Genomic DNA, 12,406 nt, shown 5'->3' on the forward strand with positions numbered 1-12,406 from the left:
TGACGGGCGATCGACCCGCGCCCGCCCGAGCGCACCGCGCACCCGCCGCCACCGGAAGCCTTCCGGCGGCGGCGTCGCCGTTTACGGGCAAACCCCTAATCAAGGGACAACGACGGTCATTGCCCGCAGTCACGCTCCGTGATACACAGAGTGACCGTACGCGTATCCGCACGAGCCCGACCGCTCACCCGTGCAGGTCAGAGGGGTCGGCCCGGTCAAACGTGCGGGGATCGGGTAAAGAGACCCGCCAAGTCGTCGTGCGTCGGCGGTTCCATCAGCGAAGATAGTTGACGACCCATGCCATCCGGCGGGTCGTCAAACTACCGAACAGGGGCGGTGAGTTACATGTACCTGGCGGCCGAGAAGGGCGACATCACCACCATCATTGGCGGAATCGCCCCGAACTGGGGGCCCTTCGGGAGCCTGGGCAACCAGGCCCGGGTGATGATCGAGATCGTGATGGCCGTGGCCATCCTGCTGTGTCTCGGCATCGCCATCTGGGGAGCGGCCAAACAGCGGATCGGCGCGACCGCGCTGCGGGACACGTTCAGCGCCGAGCAGGGCAAGGGCCTGATCGTGGCCGGCCTGACCGGCGTCTTCATCATCGGATCGCTCGGCACGCTGTTCACCATCGTGTACGGGATGGCCGTCTAACCCGCCCCGTCCGCCCCGCCTTCGGCTCCGGCGCCCGCAGAGGATGCGTCTCCTGATGTCCACTCACCCCACCGCGCACGTGGCGCGGACAGCAGTACGGCAGCAGTCGTCGTTCGAGGAGGCGTACCCGTCATGAGCTTCGGCGACGAGTACGAAGGCGGGAGCGGTCGGGGCAGGGGCGGCCGGGGCGGTACGGGGCGGACCCGCACCCGCACCCGCCTGCCCGGGAACGAGCCCGTCGACGACTTCGGGGACGGCTTCGGCGGCCCGGCGCGGCGCCCGCCGCGCACCTCGCGGTCGCTGGTGACGGTCGTCGGCGTGGTCGTCCTGCTGATCGCCGCGATCGCCTTCGCGAACCGGTCCGGCGACGGCGACGGCGACGACGCCGCGAAGGGCCCCCGCGAGGGGGCCGCCGCACCCACGGCGGCGACCGGCACGAAGCCCGTCACCGGCAAGAACGGCACGATCCCGGCCGGGTTCGCCCAGGACGAGCAGGGCGCCCAGAGCGCGGCGGCGAACTACGCGGTGGCGCTCGGCTCCGCCGAGATGTTCGACAAGACGAAGCGCGACGAGATCCTGACCGCCATCATCGCCCCGTCGCGCCTGAAGCACTTCCAGGGCACCCTCGACAAGGCGTACTCGCCGTCCTTCTACCAGAACGTCGGCCTCAAACCCGACGGCACCGCCCCCGAAGGGTTCGCGTTCGTCTCCCGCACGGCCCCCATCGGTACGAAGGTCACCAGCATCAACGGCGGCCGGGCCACGGTCGAGGTCTGGTGCGCCGGTCTCTTCGGGCTGGCCGGGGAGGGTTCCACCAAGCCGGTCACGAACGGCTGGTTCACCATCACGATGGAGCTGGAGTGGGTGAACGACGACTGGAAGGCGGTGGACCACTCGCAGAAGGAGGGGCCTGCCCCGGTCGGCGGTGACACCCGTGCCTCCAGCGCAGAAGAGATCGCCGACGCTGTGATCGGGTTCGGAGGATTCACCTATGCCCGCTGACGCCCGGCGTCGCGCCGCCGCCCTCGGCACCCTGCTGCTGGCCGCGCAGACGTCCGTGTTCCTGTGGGCCGGGCGTGCCGTGGCGGCGCCCACGCCCACCCCGTCGCCCTCCCCCTCCCCCGGTCGGAGCAACGACCCCTGCGACCTCATCCACGGACCGTCCCGCGACTACTGCGAGACCGGTGAGGGCAGCACCTCCCGCTCCGTCAACCCCCTCGAGCCCGGCGACGCCGTGGACCCCCTCTCCTCCCTCGCCCGCGGCTGCGCCGACGCCGCCGCGTGGACCGTCGACAAGCTGAGCGCCGCCGTCGACAGCACCGCCGCCGTCGACTTCACGAACCCGCAGTTCCTCAAGCAGTACGCCGTCGTCTTCGCGGCCTCCACCATCCTCACCCTCGTCCTGTGGCTGCTCGCCGTCGCCAAGCGGGCCATCCGGGGCGTGCCGCTGGGCACGGCGCTCTCCGAGGCCATCGGGTTCCTCTGGCTGACCGTGCTCGCCTCCGCGTTCACGCCGCTGATCCTGCACACCGTCGTCTCCGCGACCGACGGCGTCACCGAGGTCATCGCCTCCGGCACCGGCGGCCAGACCGACGTGTTCTTCGGGTCGTTCTCCGCCGCCCTCAAGAAGGGCGACGACATCGGCGGCGGGCCGATCATGATGATCGTCGTCGCGCTCGTGTCGATCCTCGCCGCGGGCATCCTGTGGCTGGAGCTGGTGATCCGCGCCGCGCTGCTCTACGTGGGCGCGCTCCTCGGGACCGTCGTGTACGCGGGGCTCGTCGACAAGAACATGTGGGGCCACGTCCGCCGCTGGGCCGGCATCATGATCGCGATCATCCTGGTGAAGCCCGTCATCGTGATCGTCCTCGGCCTCGCCGGGGCGCTCTCCTCCGGTGACGGCCCCGACGCGTTCTCCGCCGTCGTCTCCGGCCTCGCAATCATCCTGCTGGCGATCTTCGCGTCCGCCGCCATCTACCGCTTCGTGCCCGGCTTCGGCGACGAGATCGCCACCGCCCGTACGAACCGGAACCACGCCACCGACGGCGCGCAGGCCGCCGCCGTCATCTCCTCCCCCGCCGCACTGGTCTCCCAGGGCATCAAGACCCACAGCTCCCGCAGCCACCAGCAGCAGGGCTCCGGCGCGCCGGCCGGCGCCAACGCCGTCTCCGGCGGGGTCGCGGCCCACGGCGGCCGCGGCGGCGCGCCCACCGGCACGCCCTCGCCACGCAGCGCGCCCAGCGCCTCGGCGACCACCAACAGCCCGCATACCAGCCGCGGCACAGGCAACACCGGTAACAACAGCAACAACAGCCCAGGAGGTGGAGGGCGGTGACGATCCAGTCCCATCCGATCACGCCCCGCCGTGCGTATCTCATCGGCCGCGCCCGGCCGAACGCGGTCATCGGCAAGAACCGTGAGACCGGCGAGATCGCCCTGATCATCGCCGGCGCGTTCGTCGGCATGATGTGCGGCCTCCTCGTCCCGGTCCTCTCGCTGCGCATCGTGCTGCTCGTCGGCTTCCCGATGCTCGCCCTCGCCGCCGTGTACGTCCCCTACCGCGGCCGCACCTTCTACCGCTGGTACGAGGTGAACCGCAGCTACAAGCGGGTCCTCCGCCAGGGCACCACGTACCGCTCCGCCGCCATGGAGGCCGGCACGCGCCTCGACGGCCGGGAGGTCGAGGTCGGCCCGCCGCCCGGCATCGGCCGCATCAACTGGCTCTCCGCCCCCTTCGGCCCCGACGAGATCGCCGTGCTCCTGCACGCCGACCGCCGCACCGTCACCGCCGCCATCGAGATCGAGGGCCCCGGCGTCGGCCTGCGCGACAGCGAGGACCAGGAAGCCCTGGTGGACCGGTTCGGGACGCTCCTCAAGCACGTCGCCAACGGGGACGGCTTCGTCACCCGCATCCAGATGCTCGCCCGCACCCTCCCCGCCGACCCCGACGCCCACGCCAAGGACGTCGCCCAGCGCGGCGACCCCCACGCCCCACGCTGGCTCCTGGACTCCTACGACCAGCTGCAGTCCATGGTGTCGACCTCCAGCGAGCAGCACCGCGCCTACCTCGTCGCCTGCATGCACTACACGCGCGAATTGGCCGCCGAGGCACAGGCCATCGCCCGCGCCGCCCGCCACGCCGGCGGCAGGCGGCAGCGGCTCGACAAGGACGCCGGGCTCGCCGTCGTCATGGCCCGCGAGCTGACCGACATCTGCGCCCGCCTCGCCGAGGCCGACATCCGCGTCCGCCAGCCGCTGGGCCAGTCCCGCCTGGCGTCGCTCGTGCACTCCATGTACGACCCGGACCACCCGATCGACCACATCCAGGCCATGAGCAAGCGCAACGCCTGGCCGGCCGAGCTCGACGCCGTCGAGCCGACGTACCTCCAGGCGAAGACCCGCGAGTCCACGACCCGCGCTCCCTGGTGCCACGCCACCGCCTGGGTCAAGGAGTGGCCGATGACCCCGGTCGGGGTCAACTTCCTGGCCCCGCTGCTCGTCCACACCCCCGACGTGATCCGCACGGTCGCCGTCACCATGGACCTCGAACCGACCGAGATCGCCATCGAGCGGATGCTCACCGAGAAGACCAACGACGAGGCCGAGGCCAGCCGCGCCGCCAAGATGAACCGCACCGTCGACCCCCGCGACATCGCCGCCCACGGCCGGCTCGACCAGCGGGGTGAGGACCTCGCCAGCGGCGCGGCGGGCGTCAACCTCGTCGGGTACATCACGGTGTCGTCCCGCTCGCCCGAGGCCCTCGCCCGGGACAAGCGGACGATCAGGGCGTCCGCCGGCAAGTCGTACCTGAAGCTGGAGTGGTGCGACCGCGAACACCACCGCGCGTTCGTGAACACCCTCCCGTTCGCGACCGGCATCCGCCGGTGACCCGGTGGCCGGCGGTGCGGACCGGGGCGCCGCACGCGGCGCGGCGACCGCGGGGACCGCGGGGACCGCACGCGAAGCGGGTGCCGCACAGGGCTCACGGGCCGCACGGGCCACACGGGTCGACCGGACGAGACGATAGGACGATAGGGGCCTGATGATGCGCGATCCGCTGTCCGTCCTCACCGACGCCTTCACCTCCTTCCTCTTCGGGAAGGTGGAGACCACCCGCCTGCCCGTCCGCACCTCCACCGGCCAGGCCCAGGCCGTCTACCTGCCGACCGCCGCACCCGGCCTGGGCGACTCCGGCGTGATCATCGGCCGGGAGGTCTACAGCGGCAAGGGCTACGTCTACGACCCGTTCCAGCTGTACGGGCAGCAGCTCCCCGCCCCGCACTGGCTGGTCCTCGGCGAGTCCGGCAACGGCAAGTCGGCGCTGGAGAAGACGTACGTCCTGCGCCAGCTCCGCTTCCGCGACCGCCAGGTCGTGGTCCTCGACGCCCAGGGCGAGGACGGGGTCGGCGAGTGGAACCTCATCGCGGAGCAGCTGGGGATAACGCCCATCCGCCTCGACCCGATGGCCGCCCTCAACGACGGCATCCGCCTCAACCCGCTCGACCCGTCCATCACGACCACCGGCCAGCTCGCGCTGCTGCGCACCATCATCGAGGTCGCGATGGGCCACGGCCTCGACGAGCGGGCCGGCTTCGCGCTGAAGGTCGCCCACGCGTACGTCAACGAGACGATCACCGACCGCCAGCCCGTCCTCACCGACATCGTCGAGCAGCTCCGCCACCCGGAGCCCGAGTCGGCGGAGGCGATGAACGTCGACATAGACGACGTACGCGCCTGGGGCCTCGACGTCGCGCTCGTCCTCGACCGGCTCGTCGACGGCGACCTGCGCGGCATGTTCGACGGGCCGACGACCGTCGGCATCGACCTCGACGCGCCGCTCATCGTCTTCGACCTGTCGCACATCGACCGCAACTCCATCGCCATGCCCATCCTCATGGCGATCGTCGGCGTGTGGCTGGAGCACACCTGGATCCGCCCCGACCGGAAGAAGCGCATCTTCCTCGTCGAGGAGGCCTGGCACATCATCAACAGCCCGTTCGTCGCCCAGCTGTTCCAGCGGCTGCTGAAGTTCGGCCGGCGACTCGGCCTGTCCTTCGTCGCCGTCGTCCACCACCTCAGCGACGTGGTCGACGGGGCGGCGGCGCGGGAGGCGGCGGCGATCCTCAAGATGGCCTCCACCCGGACCATCTACGCCCAGAAGGCCGACGAGGCGCGGGCCACCGGACGGGTGCTCGGCCTGCCCCGCTGGGCCGTGGAGATCATCCCGACCCTCACCCCCGGCATCGCCGTCTGGGACGTCAACGGCAACGTCCAGGTCGTCAAGCACCTGGTCACCGAGGCGGAACGGCCCCTCGTCTACACCGACCGCGCCATGACCGAGTCGGCCGCGCGCGAGCTGCCCGACGACCTCAAGGCCGCCGAATGGGAGGCGGAGCAGCGGGCGGCCCTCATGGAGCGGCAGATGAACGGCTCGCCCGAGTCGACGGTGGCGTGACGTGGAGCGCACACCGGACGCGCGGGGTGGAGGCGCGCAGCGGGGCGTCCCCGACGGCCTGCTCATGGGGCTGCTGGGGCTGCTGCTCGGCATGACGCTGGCGGTGTGGACGGCGACCGGCCTGGCCGGGCTGTTCACGCACGGCTCCTGGCCGCGGGGGGTCGCCTTCTCCCACACCCCGTCGGCCCTGCGCCACCTGGTCACCGCCCCGCAGGACCTGGCGGGCGCCTGGCCGCTGACGCCGGCCGGTCAGCTGCCCGGGTACGGGGTGTTCTGGGGGCTGCTGATCGGCGAACTGATGGTGGCCGTGGTGCTGGCGGTGTTCGTGGTGGGTACGGTGGCCCGCTGGCGGGCGGTACGGGCGGCGGCCCGCGCCCGGCACGGCCACCCGGCCACGACGGCCGCCACCCCCGCGTCCGCCCCCACCGCCCTCCCGGAACCGGCCACCGCACCGGCCACCACCCCGGCCGCCGCTCCCGCCCCCGACCCCGTACCGGAGCCCCGCACGGCCCCCACGGAGGCCGCACCGCCCGGCGTCCCCCACCCCACCGCCCTCCACCCCGCCGCCCCGCACCCTCCCGCGGTCGCCCTCCCCATGCCCCGCACGCCGGACCCGCGCCTCCTCTACGGGGACCGCGCCGCCCGCCGCCCCCGCGCCCTCCGGGCCGTCCTGGAGGCCGAGGGCCCCGCCCTCGTCGTCACGTCCGACCCCGGGCTGTGGGCGGACACGAAGGACGCGCGCGCCAAGCTCGGCCCGGTCGTCCTCTACGACCCCGGCCACCTCTGCGACACCCCGGCACGCCTCCACTGGTCGCCCGCGGACGGCTGCGAGGACACCGCCACGGCCGCGTCCCGCGCCGCCGCGCTCCTCGCCCCCGTACGCCCCCGGGCCCGCGTGGACGCCGCCGTCGCCGACACCGCCGAGACCCTGCTGAGCTGCTGGCTGCACGCCGCGGCCGTCGACGGCCGGCCGTTCAAGCAGGTGCACCGCTGGGCGCAGCACCACGGCGCGGCCCACGAGCCGGTACGCATCCTCCGTACGCACCCCAAGGCCACCAACAGCCACGCCGGCCTCCTGGAGTCGGCGCTCACCGCCCACTCCGAACGCCGCGACGCCGCACGGGCGCTGACGTCCCGTGCCCTCTCCTGCCTCTCCTCGGTCCACATCCGCGAGGCGTGCACCCCCCATCGAACTGATGCGCTCACCTTGGAATCATTCGGCGCCGAAGGGGGCACCCTCTACGTGGTGGGCGAACCGATCGAGGACCCCCGGACGGACCCCGGGGCGATGCCCCTCCTCACCGCCCTCGCCTCGCACGTGGTCGAGCACGGCCGCCGCATGGCCGCACGGTCATCCGACGGTCGGCTCGACCCACCAATGACCCTGGTCCTCGACGACGTGGCCGCCGTGGCCCCGCTCCCGCGCCTCCCGGAGCTCCTCGCGACCGGCCACGACCGGGGCCTGCCCACGCTCGTCCTGCTCCGCTCCCAGGAGCAGGCCCGCGCCCGCTGGCAGGAACCCCTCACCACCGGCAGCCCCTGGGAAGGGTCCACGAAGTAGCGCCGTTCGCCCGCCCGGCGGACGGGACGTCGAAGACGCGGCCTACCACCCCAGCGGCCCCTCGTCCCCCGCGCACACCGCCGGCCGCCGCATCTCGTACTCCTCCTCCACCACACCCGGCTCCCCCGCCACCGGCAGGGTCCGCCCGCTCGGCACGAACGCCGCCTTCCGGTACAGCGCCGCCGCCCGCGCGTTCCGCTCGTGCACGTAGAGCCGCACCCGCCGCACCACCGGCTCCCGCAGCGACCACGACCAGTCCACCGCGGCCCACAGCAGCTTCCGCGCCACGCCGCCGCCCCGCGCCTCGGGCCGCAGGTACACGCCGACGAGGTGCGTCTGGTCCACCTCCGGCACCTCGCCGAACAGCACCTCCTCGCCCCGCCGCTCCAGCAGCGCGGTCACCGACCCGACCCACCGCCCGTCCGGCGCGACGGCCACGACCTGCCGCCCGGTGCGGCTGCCCTCCGCGGCCCGCCCGGTCCGCTCCCGCCAGTACGACTCGGGCCGCGCGGCGGCCGCCTCGTACGAGTCCAGGAAGGCCAGTGGCGCGACCGGGTCCCGCAGCGCGGCCAGCCGGAGCTCCCGGACCTCACGCCACTCCTCGGCCCGCACGGGGCGTATCCGATACGTCATCCCCCGATCCTCCCCACCGCCCCCGCCGCCCGGCAACCGCACGCCCCCGTGGTACCTCGGTACGACGCCCCCGCCCGCGCTCCCGCCCCCGGTCGGACGCCCCGCGGCGCCCCGCTCCGTAGCGTCGGCGACATGATCAGGGCACACGCACTCACCAAGACGTACGGGACGAGAACCGTCGTCCAGGACCTCACCTTCACCGTCCGCCCCGGCACCGTCACCGGTTTCCTCGGCCCGAACGGCGCCGGCAAGTCCACCACCCTGCGCATGCTCCTCGGCCTGGACGCGCCGACCCGCGGCCACGCCACCGTCGACGGCCGCCCCTACGCCTCCCACCCGGCGCCGCTCACCCGGGTCGGCGCCCTCCTGGAGGCCCGCGCCGTCCACCCGGGCCGCACCGCCCGCGGCCACCTCCGCTCCCTCGCCCTCACCCACGGCCTGCCGCGCCGCCGCGTCGCCGAGGTCCTGGAGGTGACCGGCCTGACGGGCGTCGCGGACCGCCGCGTGAAGGGCTTCAGCCTCGGCATGGGCCAACGCCTCGGCATCGCCTCCGCCCTCCTCGGCGACCCGGCGGCGCTCGTCCTCGACGAACCGGTCAACGGCCTGGACCCGGAGGGCGTCCTGTGGATCCGCACCCTCCTCAGGTCCCTCGCCGCCGAGGGCCGCACCGTCCTCGTCTCCTCCCACCTGATGTCCGAGATGGCCCTCACCGCCGACCGCCTGATCGTCATCGGCCGCGGCCGGCTCCTCGCGGACACCACCGTCGACGACCTCGTGCGGCGGTCCGGCGGCCGGACCGTCCGGGTCGTCACCCCGCGCTCCGCGGACCTGCGGCGCGCCGTCCTGTCCGCCCACCCGCACGCCGAGGTCACCGCCGACGGCCCCGACGCCCTGGAGGTACGGGGCGTGGACGCGGCCGACATCGGCCGGGCCGCCGCCGGTGAGGCCGTCCCCCTGTACGAGCTGACCCCGCGCGACCCCTCCCTGGAGCAGGCGTTCATGGACCTCACCCGCGACACCGTCGAGTACCAGGGAGCCGCCGCGTGAGCACCGGGACGACCTCCCCGTACGCCGTCACACCGCTTCGCGTCCTGCGCGCGGAGTGGTTCAAGCTCCACTCGCTGCGCTCCTCCCGCGTCACGGCCGCCACCGCCGTGTTCGCGGTCGTCGCGGTGGCACTGGTGATGGGCGGCACGTACACGTCCGGGGGCGGCGACGCGGACATCGACCCGGTGGTCCTGGTCCTCCAGGGCACCCTGCTGTCGCAGATCTGCCTCGCCGTCCTCGGCATCCTCGTCACCGCCGGCGAGTACGCGACGGGCGCGGTCCGCGCGACGCTGACCGCCGTACCGGCCCGTCTGCCCGTCCTGTGGGCGAAGGCCGCCGTCTTCGCCGCCACGGCGTTCACGCTCAGCTTCGCCACGGCCCTGGCCGCCTACCCGGCGGCGCAGCTGCTCCTCGCGGACACCGACATGGCGGGTTCGCTGGGGGACGACGGGGTGGTCGCCGCGATCGCGGGGAACTCCGCCGGCGTCACCCTCGTCGCCCTGGTCGCCCTGGGCCTGGGCGCGCTGCTCCGCTCGGTGCCCGGCGCGCTGGGCGCGTTCATCGGCTGCGTCGTCATCCTCCCGGAGATCCTGGGCGCCCTCCCGTACGAGGTGGTGGAGACGGTCCTGCGGTACTTCCCCACGCAGGCCGCCGGCGCCCTCGGCTCGTCCACCCCGCTGCCCGGCGCGGCTTCCCCCGGCGGGGCGCTCCTGGCCCTGCTGCTGTGGGCGGGCGGGACGCTGGCCCTCGCCGGTGTCCTGCTGAAACGCCGCGACGTGTGACCGCTTCCCGTACGAGGATGGGCGGCGTGGAGCAACGGGCTGGTGAGGTGGGGGTCCTGACGGCCCGTGTGCAGGCGGCGCTGCACCGGGTGCGGGCGCTCGACCGACGCCGCCCGCTGCTGTGGGACGCCCTGCTGACGGGGTTCTTCGTGGTGGCCGCGCTGACGGACGCGCGGGGCGGCTGGCGGAACATCACCGCCAACCCGCACGTGCCGGTGGGCCTGGTGCTGCTGTTGAGCCTGATGTTGTCGGTGCCGCTGCTGTGGCGCCGCCGGCGTCCGCTGGCCGTGCTGGCCGTGATGGCTCCGGCGGCGCTGGTCAGCCAGTGGACGGGCGCCCTGCTCCAGGCGGAACTGGTGCAGCACGTGGTGGTGTTCAACATCGCGCTGCGGTTGCCGTTGCGGCGCCTGTGGTGGGCGGCGGCACTGCTGGTGCCGCCGCTGGTGGTGGGCTCGGTGCGGTTCCCCCGGGCGGGCTGGGACCAGTTGGTCGTGACGCCGCTGTGGGCGTTCTCGCTGGTGGCGCTGGGCGCGCTGGTGGTGCGTACGCGGCAGGAGTACACGGCGTCGCTGGTGGAGCGGGCGCGTCAGCTGGAAGTGGAGCGCGACCAGCAGGCCCGGTTGGCCGCGGCGGCGGAGCGGGCCAGGATCGCCCGGGAGATGCACGACATCATCGGCCACAACCTGTCGGTCATCACGGGTCTCGCGGACGGCGGCCGGTACGCGGCGGTGAAGTCCCCGGAGCGGGCGGCGCAGGCCCTGGACGGGATCGCGTCGACGAGCCGCCAGGCCCTGACGGAGCTGCGCCGCCTCCTGGGCGTCCTGCGCGACGAGCCGGCCGACGGCGGGGCGGGGGCGGAGCCGCCGGAGCTGAGCCCGCAGCCGGCGCTGGCGGACCTGGACCAGTTGCTGGACGGCGTGCGGGCGGCGGGGCTGCCGGTGCGCTTCACGGTCCGGGGGGAGGCGTCGCCGCTGCCGCCGGGCCGTCAGCTCACGGTGTACCGGGTGGTGCAGGAGGCCCTGACGAACACGTTGAAGCACGCGGGCCCGGGGGCGACGGCGACCGTGGAGGTGTCGTACGACGACGGGGTCGCCGTCCGGGTCACCGACACGGGCTCGGGCGGCGCGGGTCCGGGCGGCGCGGCCGCGGGGGGCGGGCCCGGCCGGGTCCGCGGCCGGGGGCTGACGGGCATGCGGGAGCGTGCGGCCCTGTACGACGGTGTCCTCGAGGCCGGCCCCCTGCCCGCGCCGGCGGGGGGCTGGCGTGTCCATCTGCGACTTCCGAAGGATCCTGTGACGTGACGACCGTGCTCATCGTGGACGACCAGCCGTTGCAGCGGTTCGGTTTCCGCATGCTCCTGGAGAGCCAGGAGGACCTGTCGGTGGCGGGGGAGGCCGGGTCGGGCGCGGAGGCGGTCCGTCTGGCGGCCGAACTGCGGCCCGACGTGGCGTTGATGGACATCCGCATGCCGGGGGTGGACGGTATCGAGGCGACCCGCCGCATCGTCGCGTCGGGGGGCCGTACGCGGGTGCTGATCCTGACGACGTTCGACCTGGACGAATACGCGTACGCGGGGCTGCGAGCCGGGGCGAGCGGTTTCCTGCTGAAGGACGCCCTGCCGGAGGAGGTGCTGTCGGGGGTGCGGGCGGTGGCGTCGGGGGACGCGGTGGTGGCACCGCGGCTGACGCGGCGGCTGCTGGACGCGTACGCGCAGCACCTTCCGCCGGTTCCGGGGGCGGCGCCGGCTCCGGATCCGCGGCTGGCGACGCTGACGGAGCGGGAGCGGGAGATCCTCACGGTGATCGGCCGGGGGTGGACGAACACGGAGATCGCCGAGCGGTTCCACCTGGCGGAGTCGACGGTGAAGACGCACGTGGGCCGCATCCTGGCGAAGACGGGTTCGCGGGACCGCGTGCAGGCGGTGATCCTCGCGTACGACACACGCCTGGTGCGGCCGTCGTAGGAAGAGGCCTCGGAGACCGGAGAAGGATCCGGGGGCCCGGAAAAGGCTCCGGAAATGCGGAAAGCCCCGCACCATGAGGTGCGGGGCTTCCCGGAAAATGTGTTCGGCGGCGTCCTACTCTCCCACAGGGTCCCCCCTGCAGTACCATCGGCGCTGAAAGGCTTAGCTTCCGGGTTCGGAATGTAACCGGGCGTTTCCCTAACGCTATGACCACCGAAACTCTATGAAGATGTCGAACTCGACCGGCCGACCAAGAGGCGGGAGTTCGTTACTTCAGAACTGACACAGTGGACGCGAGCAACTGAGGACAA

General features: G+C 73.4%; 11 protein-coding genes and 1 rRNA gene. 10 read left to right on the forward strand and 2 right to left on the reverse strand.

The features are described 5' to 3' along the window. The first annotated feature begins 345 nt into the window (after positions 1-345). The 6 genes from IE106_RS12820 (at position 346) to IE106_RS12845 (ending at position 7,670) form a co-directional block, all read left to right on the forward strand. A complete protein-coding gene (locus tag IE106_RS12820; RefSeq protein WP_149179851.1) occupies positions 346-654 on the forward strand; it encodes a DUF8827 family protein in 309 nt (102 codons plus the stop codon). A gap of 132 nt (positions 655-786) precedes the next feature. After that, complete coding sequence (locus tag IE106_RS12825) at positions 787-1,656, forward strand: hypothetical protein (RefSeq protein ID WP_189533112.1); 870 nt, start codon at positions 787-789, stop codon at positions 1,654-1,656. Continuing rightward, positions 1,646-2,989: a hypothetical protein gene (locus IE106_RS12830; RefSeq protein ID WP_189533114.1), complete on the forward strand. Its 1,344-nt coding sequence runs from the start codon at positions 1,646-1,648 to the stop codon at positions 2,987-2,989. Before IE106_RS12825 ends, IE106_RS12830 begins: the two co-directional genes overlap by 11 nt. After that, positions 2,986-4,542: an SCO6880 family protein gene (locus tag IE106_RS12835; RefSeq protein ID WP_189533115.1), complete on the forward strand. Its 1,557-nt coding sequence runs from the start codon at positions 2,986-2,988 to the stop codon at positions 4,540-4,542. The genes IE106_RS12830 and IE106_RS12835 overlap by 4 nt, the downstream gene beginning before the upstream one ends. 157 nt (positions 4,543-4,699) lie before the next feature. Then, on the forward strand, positions 4,700-6,109 hold the full coding sequence (locus IE106_RS12840) for an ATP-binding protein (protein WP_189533240.1): 1,410 nt from the start codon (positions 4,700-4,702) through the stop codon (positions 6,107-6,109). A gap of 64 nt (positions 6,110-6,173) precedes the next feature. After that, positions 6,174-7,670: a type IV secretory system conjugative DNA transfer family protein gene (locus tag IE106_RS12845; RefSeq protein WP_373295943.1), complete on the forward strand. Its 1,497-nt coding sequence runs from the start codon at positions 6,174-6,176 to the stop codon at positions 7,668-7,670. Positions 7,671-7,712: 42 nt separating this feature from the next. Here IE106_RS12845 and IE106_RS12850 read toward each other — a convergent pair whose 3' ends face one another. Then, positions 7,713-8,303: a GNAT family N-acetyltransferase gene (locus IE106_RS12850; protein WP_189533119.1), complete on the reverse strand. Its 591-nt coding sequence runs from the start codon at positions 8,301-8,303 to the stop codon at positions 7,713-7,715. Positions 8,304-8,435: 132 nt separating this feature from the next. Between IE106_RS12850 and IE106_RS12855 the strand changes: the two genes are divergently transcribed. From IE106_RS12855 to IE106_RS12870, 4 genes are read left to right on the forward strand one after another with little or no spacing between them, the layout of a single operon-like run. Then, on the forward strand, positions 8,436-9,350 hold the full coding sequence (locus IE106_RS12855) for an ABC transporter ATP-binding protein (protein WP_189533121.1): 915 nt from the start codon (positions 8,436-8,438) through the stop codon (positions 9,348-9,350). After that, on the forward strand, positions 9,347-10,132 hold the full coding sequence (locus tag IE106_RS12860; RefSeq protein ID WP_189533123.1) for an ABC transporter permease: 786 nt from the start codon (positions 9,347-9,349) through the stop codon (positions 10,130-10,132). Before IE106_RS12855 ends, IE106_RS12860 begins: the two co-directional genes overlap by 4 nt. Positions 10,133-10,149: 17 nt before the next feature. Beyond that, positions 10,150-11,433 (forward strand): sensor histidine kinase, encoded by a 1,284-nt coding sequence (locus IE106_RS12865; RefSeq protein ID WP_189533242.1) that lies wholly within the window; start codon positions 10,150-10,152, stop codon positions 11,431-11,433. After that, on the forward strand, positions 11,430-12,095 hold the full coding sequence (locus IE106_RS12870) for a response regulator (RefSeq protein WP_189533125.1): 666 nt from the start codon (positions 11,430-11,432) through the stop codon (positions 12,093-12,095). The genes IE106_RS12865 and IE106_RS12870 overlap by 4 nt, the downstream gene beginning before the upstream one ends. Before the next feature lie 101 nt (positions 12,096-12,196). On the opposite strand, the gene rrf is transcribed toward IE106_RS12870, so the two are convergent. After that, positions 12,197-12,313: ribosomal RNA gene (gene rrf, locus IE106_RS12875) — 5S ribosomal RNA — on the reverse strand. Positions 12,314-12,406 lie beyond the last annotated feature (93 nt).

It is taken from the genome of Streptomyces roseolilacinus, from assembly GCF_014649335.1.
Lineage (GTDB): Bacteria > Actinomycetota > Actinomycetes > Streptomycetales > Streptomycetaceae > Streptomyces > Streptomyces roseolilacinus.